The organism is Streptosporangium subroseum (assembly GCF_900188345.1).
GTDB classification, from domain to species: Bacteria; Actinomycetota; Actinomycetes; order Streptosporangiales; family Streptosporangiaceae; genus Streptosporangium; species Streptosporangium subroseum.
The window spans coordinates 105,875-122,201 of sequence record NZ_FZOD01000003.1 but is presented as its reverse complement, the minus strand read 5'-3'; the positions used below and the strand labels follow the sequence as shown (position 1 = coordinate 122,201).

The window sequence follows — 16,327 nt, the reverse complement described above, 5'->3', positions numbered from 1 at the left end:
TTCTCCACTGAGCGGTGCGGGTCGGGTGCTTTCCGCCGGGTATTGGATCACGGTGCCCCCGCTGAGTGACCGGCCACGGTGGGTCCGCCGACTGTCACGATCAAGGTGTTTTCCGCTGAGCGGAAGGCTTGGGCGCGAGGGGTGCGGCCGGTACGAAATGCTCGGTTCATGCGAACTCAGGTCGGGATCGTCGGCGCGGGACCCGCCGGACTGCTTCTCTCTCATCTGCTCCATCTGCGGGGCATCGACTCGGTGGTGCTGGAAGCGCGCAGCAGGGAGTACGTCGAACAGCGGGTGCGCGCCGGTGTGCTGGAGCAGGGCACGGTGGACCTGCTCAACGAGGCGGGAGTCGGCGAGCGGATGCGGAAGGAAGGGCTGCCGCACCACGGCATCGAGCTGCGGTACGGCGGCGCCGGGCACCGGATCCCGTTCGAGAAGCTCGTTCCCGGGCGGGCCATCACCGTGTACGGCCAGCAGGAGGTCGTCAAGGACCTGATCGCCCGGCGGCTGGCAGACGGGGGAAAGATCCTCTTCGACGTCCCCGACGTGGCCCTGCACTCACTGGAGAAGAATCCCTACCTCACCTTCCAGGGCGAACGCCTCGACTGCGACGTCATCGCCGGGTGCGACGGGTTCCACGGGGTCAGCCGGCCGTCGATCCCCGAAGGGGTCCTGTCGATCTTCCAGCGGGACTATCCGTTCGCCTGGCTGGGCATCCTCGCCCAGGTCCCACCGTCGGCGGAAGAGCTGATCTACGCCCACAGCGACCGGGGCTTCGCGCTGCACAGCATGCGGACCCCGGAGATCAGCCGCTTCTACCTCCAGGTCCCGACCGACGCCTCGCTCGACGACTGGCCGGACGAGCGGATCTGGGCCGAGCTGCGGGCCCGCCTGGAGACGGTTCCCGGGTTCGCGCTGACCGAGGGGCCGATCTTCGCCAAGGACGTGTCCGCGATGCGGTCCTTCGTCGCCGAGCCCATGCGCCACGGCAACCTCTACCTCGCAGGGGACGCCGCCCACATCGTGCCGCCCACCGGGGCCAAGGGGCTCAACCTGGCCGTCGCGGACGTCCGGCTGCTGACCGCGGCCCTGGCGGACTTCTACGAGACGGGCTCCACCGAGCTGCTGGACGCCTACTCGGACACCTGCCTGAAGAGGGTCTGGCGCGCCCAGCACTTCTCCTGGTGGATGACCACGCTGCTGCACACCTTCGACGCCGATGACGCCTACGGCGGGCGTCTGCAGACCTCCCACCTCGACTACGTCACCTCCTCGACGGCCGCCGCGACCACGCTCGCCGAGAACTACGTCGGCCTGCCCTTCGAACCCGGAGCATCCCATGCATGACGATCCACACCCGCACTACCTCACCCCCTCGTACGGCAGCACGGTGCTGCGCGCCCCCTCGCAGTCGCTGGTGCGGCCCGCCTTCGACCCCGAGGCGATCGAGCTGGTGGACCCGGTCTACGGCCACCAGCCGGTCGGGTCGCTCGACCACGATCTGACCAGGCAGCACGAGGGCGAGCCGATCGGCGAGCGCATCGTCGTCACCGGCAAGGTCCTCGACACCCGGGGACGGGCCGTGCCGAACACGCTGGTGGAGCTCTGGCAGGCCAACGCCACCGGCAGGTACGCCCACCCGGTGGACCAGCACCCGGCCCCGCTCGACCCCAACTTCACCGGGGCCGGCCGCTGCCTGACCGACGCCGAGGGCAACTACCGGTTTGTCACGATCAAGCCCGGCGCCTACCCCTGGCGCAACCACCACAACGCCTGGCGGCCCGCGCACATCCACTTCTCGGTGTTCGGAACCGCGTTCACTCAGCGGCTGGTCACCCAGATGTACTTCCCCGGAGACCCGCTCTTCGCCTACGACCCGATCTTCCAGTCGGTCCCCGATCCGAAGGATCGCGAACGGCTCGTCTGCGCCTTTGACATGGACGTCACCGAGCCCGAGTGGGCGCTCGGCTACCGGTGGGACATCGTGCTGGGCGCGACCCCCTTCGAGGAGGAATGATGCTGACCCCGTCACAGACCGTGGGCCCGTTCTACGGGCACGCCCTGCCGTACGCCGAGGGACCCTTCGTGGTGCCCGAGGACCACCCGGACGCGATCGAGCTGCACGGCCGGGTGACGGACGGCGCGGGCGAGCCGGTGCCGGACGCGCTGCTGGAGATCTGCCAGCCGGGCCTGTTCGGCCGCTGCGCGACCGAGGCCGACGGTTCCTACCGGTTCCGTACCGCCAGGCCCGACGTCTACATCCCCGTGCTCGTCTTCGCCCGCGGCCTGCTCAAGCCGGTCTGGACCCGCGCCTACCTCACCGACGAGGCGCCGTTCCTGGCACAGGTGGATCCCCTGCGGCGGAGCACGCTGGTCGCCTCGCCCTCGGGGGAGCGGTCCTACCGGTTCGACATCCGGATGCAGGGCGAAGGGGAGACCGTGTTCCTCGATCATGCCGGATACGCGGACCCGGCGTCCTGACGGCTTTCCCGCGGACGCGGCCGGCCTCCGGGGAGGAGCCTCGCGGGCTCCGCCCGGGTGGCCGGGCCGCGCGGGGGATCCCGATTCCACCCCGATCCGCTCCTTGGAGCGGTTGGGGATCCTCGGGGAAGGACCTTCACATAAGGCCTTTCCCGGCCTGCCCTCCGGAGATCGCCGGGTAAGAGGTCTTCGGAGAGGGGAAGGGGGCGGCCGGTTCCCCGGCCGCCCCCTTCCAGGTGCTTCGCGACACGCCTTCCGTCAGGTCAGAAGAGCGGCTTGCCGTCGCGGGTCAGCTTCCAGTTGGGCTCGGTGAAGGCGGCGGGGTCGATGACCCCGGTCGCCGTGGCGTAGTCGATCAGCGCCTGGCGGATCTCCACCTGGGCGTTGTAGACCACCGGGGCGGTCGTGACGTGCGGGAAGCCGCCGCCGCCCGACTGGCGATAGTTGTTGATCGCGACCACGAACTGCTGGTCGGCGGCGACCGGGGCGCCCTGGTAGGACAGCCCGGCGATCCGCTGGCCGACCGGCTTGGCGACGTCCACGTCGTAGGTGACGCCGGAGAACTGGTCGTAGTTGTAGTCCGGGGTGCCACCCGCGTTGGTCAGCGCGGAGAGGTCGATCGGGGCGTCCGGCGCGAGCTGGTTGAAGTATCTGGCCGAATATTCCAGGTAGTCCTTCAGCTGGGTTCCGGTGAGCTTCACGGCCATCAGCGTGTTGTCGTAGATGTACAGACCCGCCATGTCGCGCACGCTGATCGGCCCGGCCGGGAAGGTCGCGCTCCTGCTGAACGGCGCGGCGATCGACAGCACCGGCAGGGCGGCGTCCGCCGTACCCTCCAGGGCCTTCTTCACCGTCTCGGTCTGGACCTTGTGGATGTAGTCCAGGATCGGGGTGTCCTTGTACGGCGACTCGGCCGCCAGCAGCTGCTCCTTGGACTGGGCCACCACCGTGTTGACGTACGTGACCGTGGTGTCGTGCTGCTTCTTCATGAGAGCGACGATCTTCGGGTCCTCGGCCACCGTGTTGGTGTTCAGCGTGGCGGAGGACTTGCCGGTGACCGCCCACTTGCCGTGCTTCTTGGTGAGCTTGAAGTCGATCACGCTCAGCCGCTGGCCCCACCTGCTGGGCTCGGTGAGCAGCACCTGCTGGCCGGTGACCTTGTTGGTGACGAACTTCTGCGCCACCTCGTTGTGCGCGTGCCCGAACAGCACCGCGTCGATGCCCGGAACCTGCTCGGCGACCAGGGCCGAGGCGTTCTCGATCGGCAGTTCGCTGCCGTAGGAGGACATCCCGTTGTCGCCCGCGTGCGCGGTGACCACGACCACGTCCGCGCCGAGGCCGCGGATGATCGGCACCCACTTCTTGGCGCTGGCGACCAGGTCGGTGAAGCGGAGCTTGCCCTCGACGTTGCCCTTGTCCCAGATCGCCACGCCCGGGTTGGTCAGGCCGAGCACGCCGACGCGGACCGGCTTCTCGCCCTTGATCTTCATCGTCTTGATGGTGAACGGCTGGTAGGCGGGCAGGCCCGACTTGGCGTGCACGGCGTTGGCGCCGAGCACCGGGGCCTTCATCTGCTTCACCCACGTGGCCAGCAGCGGCAGCCCGTAGTTGAACTCGTGGTTGCCGAGCGTCACCGCGTCGTAGCCGATGGCGTTCATCGCGCGGGCCATCGGGTGAATCTCGCCCGTCTTGTCGACCGGCTTGACCTTGGCGTAGTAGTAGGTCAGCGGCGTGCCCTGGATGGTGTCGCCGGAGTCGAACAGCAGGGTGTGGTCCGCGCCGCGCTCGCGGCGGATCTTGTTGACCAGCGTCGAGACCTTGGCCAGGCCGACGTCATTGGCCTTGCTGTCGTTGAACTCCGCGTTGTTGAAGTAGTCCCAGTTGAGGGTGTTGCCGTGCAGGTCCGAGGTGCCCATCACGGTCACGGTCACGGACTTGTCGGGGGAGGCGTACGCGACGGTCGGAACGGCCAGGGCCATGAGGCCGGCCACACCGAGGACGACGAGTTTCTTACTGCGCATGTGACCGCAGGGTAACCATTCAAGGTTGCCCGGCGATTACGGCATCCTTACGGGTCGGCATGATCAAAGGTCAAGAGGGTGAAGACGGGCCGAACCTTTCGTCCGGCTCGCCGGAGTGCGGCCGGTCGTGTCGAGTGCGGAGGCGAGCGGTAGGGGGGTGCGGCCGACACCGACAGCGGGGCCACCGCATCGGCGGCCGTGTCCGGCTCAGGTGCGGGCGGGCCGGTGGATGCGGGTGGGTCGGAGTGGATGGTGAGCGGGCCCCGCGTTGACCCTGAAGCGCGACCCTTACCTACATCTCACCAGGGTCCTACGAGCGGGCCGTCGCCCGGCCGGTTTCGTCGATCAAGGCTCCGTCCGGGGCCGTTTCCCGGTATGCCCCTCAACGCTGCCCGCTGAGCAGCGGCTGCGTCGTGCGCCGGCGTCCGATCAGGTCTGCGGGCGCGGGGGAGCCGGTGAGGCCCGAAGGAATACGACACGCCATCCAGGCATTGAAGTAATCATCATCAATGAAGGATCCTTCAATAATTTCGAGGCGTTCGGACGTATGGCTCCATCCGCGGACCGCTCCCGTGGCGAAAACCCGAGACGGCACGTACTCGTCTGAGCAATTGTGAAAGGGCACCGCTCATGCCATTGGCTCTCCTCGCCCTGGCCATCAGCGCCTTCGGTATCGGCACCACCGAATTCGTCATCATGGGCCTGCTACCGAACGTCGCGGCCGACCTGAACACCAGCGTCCCCACCGCCGGCAACCTTGTCTCCGCCTACGCCCTCGGAGTCGTCATCGGAGCCCCGCTCCTGGCCATCATCGGCGTACGCATGCCCCGTAAACATCTGCTCATCCTGCTGATGAGCATCTTCGTCGCGGGCAATCTGCTCTCCGCCCTGTCACCCAACTTCGGCTGGGCACTGACCGGACGCTTCGTCACAGGCCTGCCCCACGGCGCCTTCTTCGGAGCCGGCTCCGTCGTCGCCGCGCACCTCGCCCCCAAGGGACGCGAAGGCCGCGCCATCGCCACCATCCTGCTCGGGCTGACCTTCGCCAACATCATCGGCGTCCCGATCGCCACCCTCGTGGGACAGGCCGTCGGCTGGCGTACCACCTTCCTCGCCGTCACCGCCATCGGCGTCCTCGCCGTCGTCAGCCTCATCCTGCTCATCCCCTACGAACCCGCCGAACCGCAGCAGAGCCTGCGCCGCGAGCTGAGCGCCCTGCGCAAGCCGCAGGTCCTCCTCACCCTCGCCACCGCCGTCTTCGGTTTCGCCGGCGTCTTCGCCACCTACGCCTACCTGTCCTCCATCACAACTCATGTCATGGGACTGAGCGAGTCGTCCGTCATGTGGGTCCTGGCGCTGTCCGGCATCGGCATGACCATCGGCGTGGCCGCAGCCGGTCCCCTCACCGACCGGGCCGCCCGCCCTACCGCCTATGCGAGCCTCGCCGGTCTCGTCATCGCTCTGGTCGCCTTCTACTTCACCGCGCACATCATCTGGATCGCCCTGCCCATGATCGTCCTGCTCGGCGCAGTCGGCTTCCTCATGACCGCCCCCCTGCAGACCATGGTCATACGCTTCGCCGGCGACGCCCCAACCCTCTCCGCCGCCTCCAACCACTCCGCTTTCAACCTCGCCAACGCGGGAGGAGTGTGGCTGGCAGGAGTCGCCGTCGTCTCCGGCCGGGGATGGATGTCCACGGCCCTCGTCGGTGCCGCCCTCGCCGCGGCAGGCCTCTGGATAGCACTCGTCGCCGGGTACCTCGACCGCAGCGCCACCACGAATGTGATGACACACCACGAGCTGGAGCCGAACAAGATCACACGGTAAGGCGACAGCGAGCCGGCGAGCCCCTGCCGGGATACGGCGCCTCATCCGGCGGCCGCCCGGCCCGCACCCCGACGGGCCGAGCCGGTCGGCCCGCACCCTGACGGGTCTGGTGGCCGCGGCCCGTGCCCTGACGAGCCGGACCGGTCGGTCACTCCTCCAGGGGGGCCATGTTCGCGTAGCGGTCGCCCGCCACGGCCCCGGCGGGCACGGCGGCGTCGATCGCGGCGAGCTGGGCGGAGGTCAGCGTGACGTCGGCCGCCGCCGCGTTCTCCTCCAGGTAGCGCAGCCGCTTGGTGCCCGGGATCGGGATGACGTCCTCGCCCTGGGCGAGCAGCCAGGCCAGGGAGAGCTGGGCGGGGGTGCAGCCCACCTCTTCGGCGATCTTGCGGACCTCCGCGACGAGTGCGTTGTTGCGCACCGCGTTCTCCCCGGTGAAGCGGGGCTGGTGCTTGCGGAAGTCGTCGTCCGGCAGTTCGTCGGACGAGGCGAGCTTGCCGCTCAGCAGCCCTCGGCTGATCGGCGAGTAGGCCACCAGCGCGATGCCCAGCTCTCGGGCGGTCGGCAGGATCTCCGCCTCCAGCCTGCGGGTGAACAGCGAGTACTCGCTCTGCAGGGCGGCGATCGGGTGGGTGGCGTGGGCCTTCCTCAGGGTCTCGGCGCTCACCTCCGACAGGCCGATCTGGCCGACCTTGCCCGCGGCGACCAGCTCGCCCATCGCGCCGACGGTGTCCTCGATGGGCACCTTCGGGTCACGGCGGTGCAGGTAGTACAGGTCGATGTGGTCCAGACCCAGCCGCTGGAGCGAGGCGTCGGCGGCCTTCCTCACGTAGTCGGGGCTGCCGTCCACGCCGCGGAAAGCCGGGTCCTCGCCCCGGACTATGCCGAACTTGGTGGCCAGCACCACCTCGTCCCTGCGGCCGGAGATGGCCCGGCCGACCAACTCCTCGTTGTGGCCCCTGCCGTACTGGTCGGCGGTGTCCAGGAAGTTCACGCCGAGGTCGAGGGCGTGATGGATGACCGCGATCGACTCGGCCTCGTCGGCCTCGCCGTAAAATTCCGACATTCCCATGCAGCCGAGCCCGATGGCCGAGACCTCAGGGCCCTTCTGGCCGAGACGACGCCTGTTCATTCGTTCTCCTGAGCGTTGTAGAAGTCAATCTTGTGGTCGAGGACCTCCAGGTCCCCGGTGAGCTGCGAGATCTGGGCCCGGACTCGCTCCCGGTGGACCTCCAGCAGTCGTCGCCGGGTGGCGAAGGTCTCCGGACCCTGCCTGCGCAGCTCGGCGTACCGGCACATGTCCGCTATGGGCATGCCGGTCGATCGCAGCCTGGTGAGGAAGTCGAGCCAGCTCAGATCGGGCTCCGTGTAGCTGCGGTGCCCGTTCATGTTCCGGTCCACCGCGTGGATGAGCCCGATGCGCTCGTAGTAGCGCAGGGTGTGCGCGCTCAGCCCCGATTTGCGCGAGGCCTCCTGGATGGTCATCCCCATATGCACAACCTTGCGCCTTAGAGCGCACTCGAAGTCAAACCGGGTCTCCCGTACGGAGAATCCGAGAAGCAACGCCCTGTGGAGAGCCCCACGTCAGGTGGGACCCTGAGGGGGCACGCTCTACCATCGCCTGTCTTCGCGCAGCTCACGGGTGCGGTACGGCGGGCGTCCCCTTCCTGCCCGCCCTACCCGGTCTCGGGGCTCCTCCGGGGTCCGTCAGGGGTGCTTGGGGGCTATTTCGGATATTCCCTGATCTTGGCCGTCGCCATGGTTGAAGACATGGCGAGTCAGGCGATTTCGGGGTCCAGGATGATCCTCGGCGGCTACGCGGCGATCGGCGCCGGAGCCGTGACAATGCTCGGGCTGCACGTGGTCACGGGCCTCGATCCGGTTCACACCGTGATCAGTGAGTACGCGTTCGAGGCGGACGGCTGGCTGCTGCCCGTCTCGCTCACCCTCTTCGCCGTGGCCGCGACGGTCATCGCGGTCCTGCTGGCCCGGCGCGGCGAGGACCGCAGGGCCGCGCTGCTGGTCGGGCTCTGGGGCCTGTGCATGCTGCTGATCGGCGCCTTCCCCACCGACGAGCCCGGCGTGCCGCTGTCGATGTCCGGCGGCATCCACCGGTACGCGGCGTTCGTGGCCTTCCTGACGATGCCGGTCGCGGGCCTGCTCCTGGCCCGGCGGCACGCGGCCGGCCCCTGTGCCCGGTGGGTACGGCTGCTGAGCCTGGCGTCCCTGGGTGTCCTGGTCACGGTGGTCGTCCCCTACGTCGTGCGGATGTTCGGCATCGACCTGACCAATGAGGAGATCCCGGCCGGAGTCACCCAGCGGCTGCTGGTGAGTTTCGAGGTGACGGTGCTGGCGATGCTGGCCGTGATGGAGCGGGTCCGGTTGACACTTCCCGGCCGCGGATCCGACATCTCAGCAAACGAGCGCTCGACCGGCCGCGGACTTGACGTCTCAGCGATCGGCCGCTCGCTGTGATGCTCGGCCGACTCCGCTCTCGGAGGCCACGCGGACCGGTTGCGAACACCGTCCGAGGCTCCGGCGGACTCATATCCGCCCAGCTCGGCACGGTTGCCGGTGATCTGCTCGGGGAAGGTGCCCGGCATGGAGGATCGCACCGGTTCCGTGGCGGCGGGGGACAGTGGACTGCGGCGAGCGGGCGACACGGCGTGGCGGCTGCTCGGGATCATCGCGCTGGTGGCGGTGATCCTGTGGGGCCTCTACCTCGTCCGGGCGATCGCCCTCCCCATCCTCCTCGGGGTGGTCATCACCACGCTTCTGCTGCCGCCGTACCGATGGCTCGGGAGGCGCGGGCTGAGCCGGGCGCTCGCCACCGTCGTCGTGTGTCTGGGAGGGTTCCTCCTCCTGGCGGCGTTCGTCGCGCTGCTCGTGCCGTCCACGGTCAACGGCGTGGCCGAGCTGGGAAGGAGTTTCGGCAAGGTGGCCGGCGACCTGCAGTCGCTGGCGTCGTCCTTCGGCCTGAGTGAACAGAGAAGCTCGGAGCTGTTCGACCAGGCCAAGCAGTACCTGAGCACGCAGGGTGGGAGGATCGCGAGCGGAGCCTTGGCGGGCGTGCACACCGTCGGGGAGATCCTGATAGGACTGGTGCTCGCCATGATCCTGTCCGTTTACTTCGTGCACAGCGGTGACCGTCTTGTCCAGTGGATCACCGATCTGGCGCCCAGGGGGACCGGGCCGACCCTGCGGGACAGCGGCAAGGTGATCTTCGACGTCATCGGCCGTTACATTCGCGGAGTGGCGATCGTCGGTTTGGTCGACGGGTTCTTCATCGGGATCGCGCTATGGATCCTCGGTGTGCCAATCGCCCTGCCGCTGGCTGTCCTGACGTTCGCCGGGGCGTTCCTTCCCGTCGTGGGCGCGTTCACGGCGGGTCTGCTGGCAGCGGTCGTGGCCTTTGTGGCCAAGGGCTGGCTGGTGGCGCTGATCGTGGTCGCGGTCACCGTGCTCATTCAACAACTCGAGGGGCACGTGCTCGCGCCACAGATCTACGGCAGGGCGCTCGACCTGCCGAGTGCGGTCATCCTGATCTCCATCGCGCTGGGCGGTGTCCTGGGCGGGATCGTCGGCACCTTCCTGGCCGCCCCGGTGACCTCGGTCGTTGTCGCGTTGATCCGTCACCGTCGGGAGGACGCGGGCCCGCCGCCCGCGAAGACATGAGGACGCGGCGTCCGCCCGTCCCACCCGGCCTGGAAGCCCCGAATTCGTTCATGGGGAACGTCTCATGGTCGTCGCGGCGGGCGCGGGATCGATCGGCATGCGTCGCCTGACCGGATAGTGATCGACATTAATATCAACGCTTTTCTGGATTTGTCGCCCGCCTGCCGTACGCTCCCGAAAAGTCGATCAACGGAGAGGTGTGGCATGGCCCCGCGGAGCACGTATCTGGAGCTGTCCGAGGACGGCGGAAGCTCGCACAAGTTTTACGAGGTCGTGCTCGACGGGACCCAGGTGACGATCAGCTACGGCCGGATCGGTGAGAGCGGGCAGGCCAAGGCGTCGGCCTTCGCCACGGAGGAGAAGGCCGCGGCCGCCGCGGCGAAGAAGATCAGCGAGAAGGTCCGCAAGGGCTATGCCCCGGCCGTCCGGGGAGTGCGCCAGCGCCGTACGGTCACCCGGCGCAGCGTGGAGAGCGTCCGCTCCACCGCGACCCAGGCGCCGGTGCTGTGGCGCTTCGCCAGCGGTGCGGCGGCGTTCGGCATCTTCGTGGACGAAGAGCGCTGCTGGGTCGGCAACCAGAACGGCGACGTCTACACCGTCACCCACGGCGGCACCGTCACCGGCCGCTTCCGGCTGCCCGACGGGGTGAAGTGCATCGTCGCCGACGACTTCTGGATCTACGCGGGCGCCGACGACGGCAAGGTCTACGACCTCAGCGGGAAGGTCCCCCGGCTCGCCTACGAGATCGCCGAGGATGTCGACATCTACTGGCTGGACATCCACGACGGGGTGCTGGGCGTCTCCGACCGGGCGGGCCGGATCACCACCATCGACCACGAGGACGAGTTCCAGTGGTCGCGCAAGGGCAGGGGAGACGCGGCCTGGATGGTCCGCTGCGACGACGAGGCCGTCTACCACGGTCACTCCACCGGGGTGGCCCGCTACGACGCCGACGACGGCGCACCGGTCTGGGAGACGAGCCTCAACGGCGCGGTGCTGTTCGGCTGGCAGGAGTCCGGTTCGGTCTACGCCGGCACGTCGCGCGCGGACGTGCACCGGCTCCGCAAGTCGGACGGCGCCACCGAGGCGGTCTACCGCTGTGACGCCGCCGTCTTCTCCTGCGCCACCGCCCCCGACGGCCGCTACGTCTTCGCCGGGGACAGCCACTCCTCGGTGTACTGCTTCGACCAGGACGGTGAGCGCCTGTGGAAGCTGGCCACCGGCTGCGGCTCGGCCTTCTCCATGCAGTATCTCGACGACCGCCTCTACATCGTGACCACCGACGGCACCCTGGCCTGCATCGACGCCACCGAGGAGGCGATCAGGGCGGCCCAGGCGGGAACCGTTCCCGAGGTGATGGACGTCAAGGCGGCGGCCGGCCTGGCCATGGTGGAGCCGACCGCCGTGCTGGAGACCGTCGTCCTGGACACCGTCTCCCGCACCGACGGCGGCGTGGTGGTGGAGTGCTTCCGGGAGGGAGAGCGGCTCCGGGTGCGGGTCGTCAGCGAGGGCTACGACTCGATGCGGAACGTGCAGTTCCCCAAGGGGGTGCGCGAAGCCGGAGTCCGCTACCTCGTCGAGGGTGTCCGCTTCTCCGAGCGGGGTGGCTTCTACCGGGCGTACGGGGACATCAGGCGCCTCCTGTGACGCGTCCTCACCGTCCGGGTGGTGAGGAGGGCACGGTGATCCGGCGCGACCGCGGCGTCCCGGGTTCCCGAGCCTCCAAGCGGAGACGGCACCCCGGTTCGGGGAGCACGGTGGTCGTGCTCGTAGGATCCCCCACATGAACATCGGCCGGAATCACGATCCGGCCGATCGATGCGACCGGCAGGCGCCCAGAACCCTGCTCCGTGATCTCCGCAACCACAGGACCGGTGTGCGATGAAGACCTGGCTCCCGATCATCGTTGGCGTAGTACTCGTCCTGATGGGCGGACTCTGGGCGCTGCAGGGTCTCGGCTACGTGGGCGGCAGTGTCATGAGCGGCGCCGGTCAGTGGATCTGGATCGGCCTGGCCGTGCTCATCGTCGGACTCCTCCTCGCCGTTCCCGCCCTGCTGCGCATCCGCCGCCGTTCCTGAGCCCGTTCGCGCCCCTGAGCCCGTTCTCGTCGCTCGCGGGGATGACACTCCTCCATCCGGAGCCGTCCCGGCGGCGAGAAGGGGGAGCCGGACGGGCCGCCCGGCCCGTGGGGCGCTAGGGTGCCGACCATGCTTCGTGGCGACAGGGTTCTGCTGAGGGCGATCACCAAGGACGACGTGATCGCCCTGCACCGGATGCACGACGACGTGGAGACCGCGGCCGGCGCCATGGTGGAGCCGTGGGTCCCCGAGACGGTCGAGCAGGCCGTCGCCCGGTACGAGCACCGGGATTCCGATCCGGCCAACGTCGGCTTCGCCGTCGAGTCGCTCTCCGGTGAACTGCTCGGGTCCGGCGCGGTCTGGGGGATCGACACCCTCAACCGCAACGGGCACCTGGGCATCACGCTGCTCGCGGAGGCCCGGGGCCGCGGATACGCTCCCGGCGTGCTGTGGCTGCTGTGCGACTACGCCTTCCGGATCCGCGGCCTGCACCGGCTGGGGCTGGAGACGCTCGCCACCAACACCGCGATGATCGCCTCCGCGGAGAAGGTCGGCTTCCGGCGCGAGGGTACGCTGCGCGAACACGCCTGGGTGGCCGGCGCCTTTGTCGACGAGGTGCTGTTCGGGCTGCTCGCCGCGGAGTTCTCCTGACCGGAGTGAAGGGCATCCGGCCGGGACGGCGCCGGACCGAGTCCGCCGGGCCGGGCGCGGCCCGTGACCGGACCTGAGGAGCGGTGGGACAGCCGTCGGCAGTTCATCGGCGGTGAGGGGGAGGCCGGCTATCGCGCGAGGAGATGCTCGGCGAACCAGTCACGGGCGGCGGCCGAGGCGATCTTGAAACTCTCGCCGGTGTAGACGCTGAAGTGCCCTCCGGGCAACATGACCAGCTTCTTGGGCTGGGCCGCCGTCTCGTACGCGGCCAGCGCCCACTCTCCGGGGGTCAACCGATCGTACGGCGCCACCACCATCAACAGCGGCGTGGGACTGATCTTGGGCAGGTACGGGCCCGGCTCGTAGCCGTACATGTGCTCCATGCTCCGCAGTGTCACCTCGTTGCGCCAGGCGGGATTGCGATCTCGCTGCGCGACGGTGAAGTACGCGTAGGACTCGGCGGTGGGCAGCGCCGCCATCCCGGTCGGATCGTTGGTGACCACCGGAATCATGCCCGGCGCCTCCCCTCTGGCCCGGGCGGTGCGGTCGGTGGCGAGCAGTTCGAGCGCCGGATGGATGATGTCCGCGCGGACGAAGGCCTCGAAAGTGCGGCGACCGCTGATCAACGGTGTCTGTCCGACGACCGCCTTGACGCGCCGGTCCATCGCCGCGACCGCGAACGCGTGCCCGGCGGAGTAACTCGTTCCCCACAGGCCGATGCGGTCGGCGTCGACGTCCGGGCGGTTCCCCGCATAGGTGATCGCGTGCTGGTAGTCGCGGATCTGCTCCCAGGGATCGATCTCGAGCCGGGGCTTGCCGGCGGCCGCGTCGGAGGAGCCGAACCCCCGGAAGTCGAACACCACCGAGGCCAGGCCCGCAACGGCGAACACCGCGGCGAAGTCGTCGAGGTACATCTCCTTCGTCGACGCCCAGCCGTGTGCCAGGACCACGCACGGGGCGCGCCGGCCGCCGGCGGCCGCCGGGTAGAACCAGCCACGCAGCGTAACGCCCTCGGCGTCGAACTCGATGTCTTCTCGATCTCTATCCACCGATATCTCCCTGATTACGTGCTATGTACCAGGCCAGAATCCACAGTAGGCCCTCCATGCGGGTCGGCGTCGTCGGGGAGACGTAGCTGTGAGTGATCGACTTCCGTCGTGCGACTGCCGCCGCGTGAAGGCGGCAGCCGCACGAGGCGTCTAGCGTTTCTTGTCGGGGCCGTCGAGCCCGGCACGGCGCAGCGCGTCGGCCATCGCGCCGCTCGGCGCGTTGCGCTGCTGGCCGCCGCGGTCCTGCCGCTGCCGGTCGCCGCGCCCCTGCTGGCCGCCCGCCCTGCCGCCCTCGGGTCGCCCGCCGCCACCGCGTCGAGCACCGCCGCCACCGCCGTCACCCTGCTGGTCGCGCTGGCCGGCGCCCTTGGCGACCTCGTCCTCCAGTCGCAGGGTGAGCGAGATGCGCTTGCGCGGGATGTCGATGTCGAGCACCTTCACCCGGACGATGTCACCGGGCTTGACCACCTCGCGCGGATCCTTGACGAAGTTGTGCGACAGCGCCGAGACGTGGACCAGGCCGTCCTGGTGCACACCGACGTCGACGAACGCGCCGAAGGCGGCGACGTTGGTGACCACACCCTCCAGCAGCATGCCCGGCTTGAGGTCGGAGAGTTTCTCCACACCCTCCATGAAGGTGGCGGTCTTGAAGGCCGGACGCGGGTCGCGACCGGGCTTCTCCAACTCGGTCAGGATGTCGGTGACGGTCGGCAGACCGAAGGTGTCGTCCACGAACTCCTGCGGCCGCAGGCCCCGCAGCACCGTGCCGTTGCCGATCAGCGTCGCGATGTCGCCGCTGGTGACCTTGAGGATGCGCCGCACCACGGGGTATGCCTCGGGGTGCACGCTGGAGGCGTCGAGAGGGTCGTCGCCCCCGCGGATGCGCAGGAAGCCCGCACACTGCTCGAAGGCCTTGGGGCCGAGCCTGGCCACGTCCTTGAGCGCCTTGCGGGAACGGAACGGGCCGTTGGCGTCGCGGTGCTGGACGATGTTCTCCGCGAGGCCCGAGCCGATCCCCGACACCCGGGTGAGCAGCGGAGCCGAGGCGGTGTTGACGTCGACGCCCACCGCGTTCACACAGTCTTCCACCACGGCGTCGAGTGAGCGGGAGAGCTTGGTCTCGGCGAGGTCGTGCTGGTACTGGCCGACGCCGATCGACTTGGGGTCGATCTTGACGAGCTCGGCCAGCGGGTCCTGGAGCCGTCGGGCGATCGAGACGGCCCCGCGCAGCGACACGTCCATGCCGGGCAGTTCCTGCGAGGCGAAGGCCGAGGCGGAGTAGACCGAGGCCCCGGCCTCCGACACCACGATCTTGGTCAGTCCGGGGACCAGCTTCACCAGCTCGCCCGCGAGCTTGTCGGTCTCCCGCGACGCGGTGCCGTTGCCGATCGAGACCAGCTCCACGTTGTGGGTCTTGGCGAGTGTCGCCAGCGTGGCGAGCGACTCGTCCCAGCGCCGGCGCGGCTCGTGAGGGTAGATCGTGTCGGTGCCCAGCACCTTTCCGGTCGCGTCGACCACCGCGACCTTCACCCCGGTGCGCAGGCCGGGGTCCAGCCCCATGGTCGTGCGGCTTCCGGCGGGGGCGGCGAGCAGGAGGTCGCGAAGGTTGGCGGCGAACACGCGCACCGCCTCGTCCTCGGCGGCCTGCCACATCCGCATCCGCAGGTCGATGCCGAGGTGCACGAGGATGCGGGTGCGCCAGGCCCAGCGGACCGTGTCGGTCAGCCACTTGTCGGCGGGCCGTCCCTGGTCCGCGATGCCGAAGCGGTAGGCGATGCGTCCCTCGTAGGTGCCGGTGGGCTCCGCCTCGGGCTCCAGGGTGAGAGTGAGGGTCTCCTCCTTCTCGCCCCGGAACATCGCCAGGATCCGGTGGGAGGGCAGCTTGGCGAACGGCTCGGCGAAGTCGAAGTAGTCGGAGAACTTGGCCCCCTCCGCCTCCTTGCCCTCGCGGACCGCCGAGAGCAGGCGGCCCTTCGTCCACATCCGCTCGCGCAGCTCCCCGACCAGGTCGGCGTCCTCGCCGAACCGTTCGACCAGGATCGCCCGCGCTCCGTCCAGCGCGGCCGCGGCGTCGGCGACCTCCTCGCCGACGAAGGCGGCCGCCGCGGCCTGCGGGTCGACCGACGGGTCGGCGAGGAGACCGTCGGCGAGAGGTTCGAGCCCCGCCTCCCTGGCGATCTGCGCCTTGGTCCGCCGCTTGGGCTTGAAGGGAAGGTAGATGTCCTCCAGCCGGGCCTTGGAGTCGGCCGCCATGATCTGGGCTTCCAGGACGTCGTCGAGCTTGCCCTGACCGCGGATCGACTCCAGGATCGCGGTGCGCCGTTCCTCAAGCTCCCGCAGATAGCGCAGCCGCTCCTCGAGCGTGCGCAACTGCGTGTCGTCGAGCATCTCGGTGGCTTCCTTGCGGTAGCGGGCGATGAACGGCACGGTGGACCCGCCGTCGAGCAGGTCCACCGCCGCCTGCACCTGTCGCTCGCGCACACCGAGCTCTTCGGCGATCCGCTGATGAATAGACGTCGTCACGGTCCTTCTTCCCCTGTGGTGGCG

General features: G+C 69.2%; 14 protein-coding genes. 9 read left to right on the top strand and 5 right to left on the bottom strand.

Features of this window, described 5'->3' with window-relative positions; translation table 11 throughout:
• Nucleotides 1-168 precede the first annotated feature (168 nt).
• Genes CHC08_RS04280 through CHC08_RS04270 form a run of 3 tightly spaced genes read left to right on the top strand, consistent with a single transcriptional unit; the run spans nucleotide 169 to nucleotide 2,481 of the window.
• Nucleotides 169-1,347, top strand: coding sequence for a 4-hydroxybenzoate 3-monooxygenase (locus tag CHC08_RS04280; protein ID WP_089205834.1), 1,179 nt, complete (start codon nucleotides 169-171; stop codon nucleotides 1,345-1,347).
• On the top strand, nucleotides 1,340-2,017 hold the full coding sequence (pcaH, locus tag CHC08_RS04275) for a protocatechuate 3,4-dioxygenase subunit beta (RefSeq protein WP_089205833.1): 678 nt from the start codon (nucleotides 1,340-1,342) through the stop codon (nucleotides 2,015-2,017). The genes CHC08_RS04280 and pcaH overlap by 8 nt, the downstream gene beginning before the upstream one ends.
• Nucleotides 2,017-2,481 carry a peptidase associated/transthyretin-like domain-containing protein gene (locus CHC08_RS04270; protein WP_420823554.1) on the top strand — a complete coding sequence of 155 codons (465 nt, stop codon included), beginning with the start codon at nucleotides 2,017-2,019 and terminating at the stop codon, nucleotides 2,479-2,481. Before pcaH ends, CHC08_RS04270 begins: the two co-directional genes overlap by 1 nt.
• A 263-nt stretch (nucleotides 2,482-2,744) precedes the next feature.
• On the opposite strand, the gene CHC08_RS04265 is transcribed toward CHC08_RS04270, so the two are convergent.
• Nucleotides 2,745-4,502: a bifunctional metallophosphatase/5'-nucleotidase gene (locus CHC08_RS04265; protein WP_089205831.1), complete on the bottom strand. Its 1,758-nt coding sequence runs from the start codon at nucleotides 4,500-4,502 to the stop codon at nucleotides 2,745-2,747.
• 630 nt (nucleotides 4,503-5,132) lie between these two features.
• On the opposite strand from CHC08_RS04265, the gene CHC08_RS04260 reads away from it, so the two are divergent.
• A complete protein-coding gene (locus tag CHC08_RS04260; RefSeq protein WP_089205830.1) occupies nucleotides 5,133-6,329 on the top strand; it encodes an MFS transporter in 1,197 nt (398 codons plus the stop codon).
• Nucleotides 6,330-6,477: 148 nt separating this feature from the next.
• Here the strand turns inward: CHC08_RS04260 and CHC08_RS04255 are convergent, their stop codons facing one another.
• Complete coding sequence (locus CHC08_RS04255) at nucleotides 6,478-7,458, bottom strand: aldo/keto reductase (protein ID WP_089205829.1); 981 nt, start codon at nucleotides 7,456-7,458, stop codon at nucleotides 6,478-6,480.
• Entirely contained in the window at nucleotides 7,455-7,817 is a 363-nt protein-coding gene (locus CHC08_RS04250) for a MerR family transcriptional regulator (RefSeq protein ID WP_089205828.1), read from the bottom strand. Before CHC08_RS04250 ends, CHC08_RS04255 begins: the two co-directional genes overlap by 4 nt.
• A gap of 279 nt (nucleotides 7,818-8,096) precedes the next feature.
• Here CHC08_RS04250 and CHC08_RS04245 point away from each other — a divergent pair, with 279 nt between their 5' ends.
• The 5 genes from CHC08_RS04245 to CHC08_RS04225 all read left to right on the top strand — a co-directional run bounded on the left by CHC08_RS04245 (nucleotide 8,097) and on the right by CHC08_RS04225 (nucleotide 12,731).
• Nucleotides 8,097-8,801 (top strand): DUF998 domain-containing protein, encoded by a 705-nt coding sequence (locus CHC08_RS04245; RefSeq protein WP_179281877.1) that lies wholly within the window; start codon nucleotides 8,097-8,099, stop codon nucleotides 8,799-8,801.
• A 126-nt stretch (nucleotides 8,802-8,927) separates the two neighbouring features.
• Nucleotides 8,928-10,001, top strand: coding sequence for an AI-2E family transporter (locus tag CHC08_RS04240; RefSeq protein ID WP_089205826.1), 1,074 nt, complete (start codon nucleotides 8,928-8,930; stop codon nucleotides 9,999-10,001).
• Between the two features lie 204 nt (nucleotides 10,002-10,205).
• Nucleotides 10,206-11,648 (top strand): WGR domain-containing protein, encoded by a 1,443-nt coding sequence (locus CHC08_RS04235; RefSeq protein WP_089205825.1) that lies wholly within the window; start codon nucleotides 10,206-10,208, stop codon nucleotides 11,646-11,648.
• Nucleotides 11,649-11,882: 234 nt separating this feature from the next.
• The gene (locus CHC08_RS04230; RefSeq protein ID WP_089205824.1) at nucleotides 11,883-12,080 is read left to right on the top strand and encodes a hypothetical protein; all 198 of its coding nucleotides are present in this window, start codon (nucleotides 11,883-11,885) and stop codon (nucleotides 12,078-12,080) included.
• 129 nt (nucleotides 12,081-12,209) lie between these two features.
• Nucleotides 12,210-12,731: a GNAT family N-acetyltransferase gene (locus CHC08_RS04225; RefSeq protein WP_089205997.1), complete on the top strand. Its 522-nt coding sequence runs from the start codon at nucleotides 12,210-12,212 to the stop codon at nucleotides 12,729-12,731.
• 128 nt (nucleotides 12,732-12,859) lie between these two features.
• On the opposite strand, the gene CHC08_RS04220 is transcribed toward CHC08_RS04225, so the two are convergent.
• A complete protein-coding gene (locus tag CHC08_RS04220; RefSeq protein ID WP_089205823.1) occupies nucleotides 12,860-13,780 on the bottom strand; it encodes an alpha/beta hydrolase in 921 nt (306 codons plus the stop codon).
• 150 nt (nucleotides 13,781-13,930) lie between these two features.
• On the bottom strand, nucleotides 13,931-16,303 hold the full coding sequence (locus CHC08_RS04215; RefSeq protein WP_089205822.1) for a Tex family protein: 2,373 nt from the start codon (nucleotides 16,301-16,303) through the stop codon (nucleotides 13,931-13,933).
• Between the last annotated feature and the right edge of the window lie 24 nt (nucleotides 16,304-16,327).

Bases quoted from the DNA above. Each gene is read 5' to 3' on its own strand.
- CHC08_RS04280 (WP_089205834.1), top strand. From the start codon at position 169: ATGCGAACTCAGGTCGGGATCGTCGGCGCGGGACCCGCCGGACTGCTT.
- pcaH (WP_089205833.1), top strand. From the start codon at position 1,340: ATGCATGACGATCCACACCCGCACTACCTCACCCCCTCGTACGGCAGC.
- CHC08_RS04270 (WP_420823554.1), top strand. From the start codon at position 2,017: ATGCTGACCCCGTCACAGACCGTGGGCCCGTTCTACGGGCACGCCCTG.
- CHC08_RS04265 (WP_089205831.1), bottom strand. From the start codon at position 4,502: ATGCGCAGTAAGAAACTCGTCGTCCTCGGTGTGGCCGGCCTCATGGCC.
- CHC08_RS04260 (WP_089205830.1), top strand. From the start codon at position 5,133: ATGCCATTGGCTCTCCTCGCCCTGGCCATCAGCGCCTTCGGTATCGGC.
- CHC08_RS04255 (WP_089205829.1), bottom strand. From the start codon at position 7,458: ATGAACAGGCGTCGTCTCGGCCAGAAGGGCCCTGAGGTCTCGGCCATC.
- CHC08_RS04250 (WP_089205828.1), bottom strand. From the start codon at position 7,817: ATGGGGATGACCATCCAGGAGGCCTCGCGCAAATCGGGGCTGAGCGCG.
- CHC08_RS04245 (WP_179281877.1), top strand. From the start codon at position 8,097: ATGGCGAGTCAGGCGATTTCGGGGTCCAGGATGATCCTCGGCGGCTAC.
- CHC08_RS04240 (WP_089205826.1), top strand. From the start codon at position 8,928: ATGGAGGATCGCACCGGTTCCGTGGCGGCGGGGGACAGTGGACTGCGG.
- CHC08_RS04235 (WP_089205825.1), top strand. From the start codon at position 10,206: ATGGCCCCGCGGAGCACGTATCTGGAGCTGTCCGAGGACGGCGGAAGC.
- CHC08_RS04230 (WP_089205824.1), top strand. From the start codon at position 11,883: ATGAAGACCTGGCTCCCGATCATCGTTGGCGTAGTACTCGTCCTGATG.
- CHC08_RS04225 (WP_089205997.1), top strand. From the start codon at position 12,210: ATGCTTCGTGGCGACAGGGTTCTGCTGAGGGCGATCACCAAGGACGAC.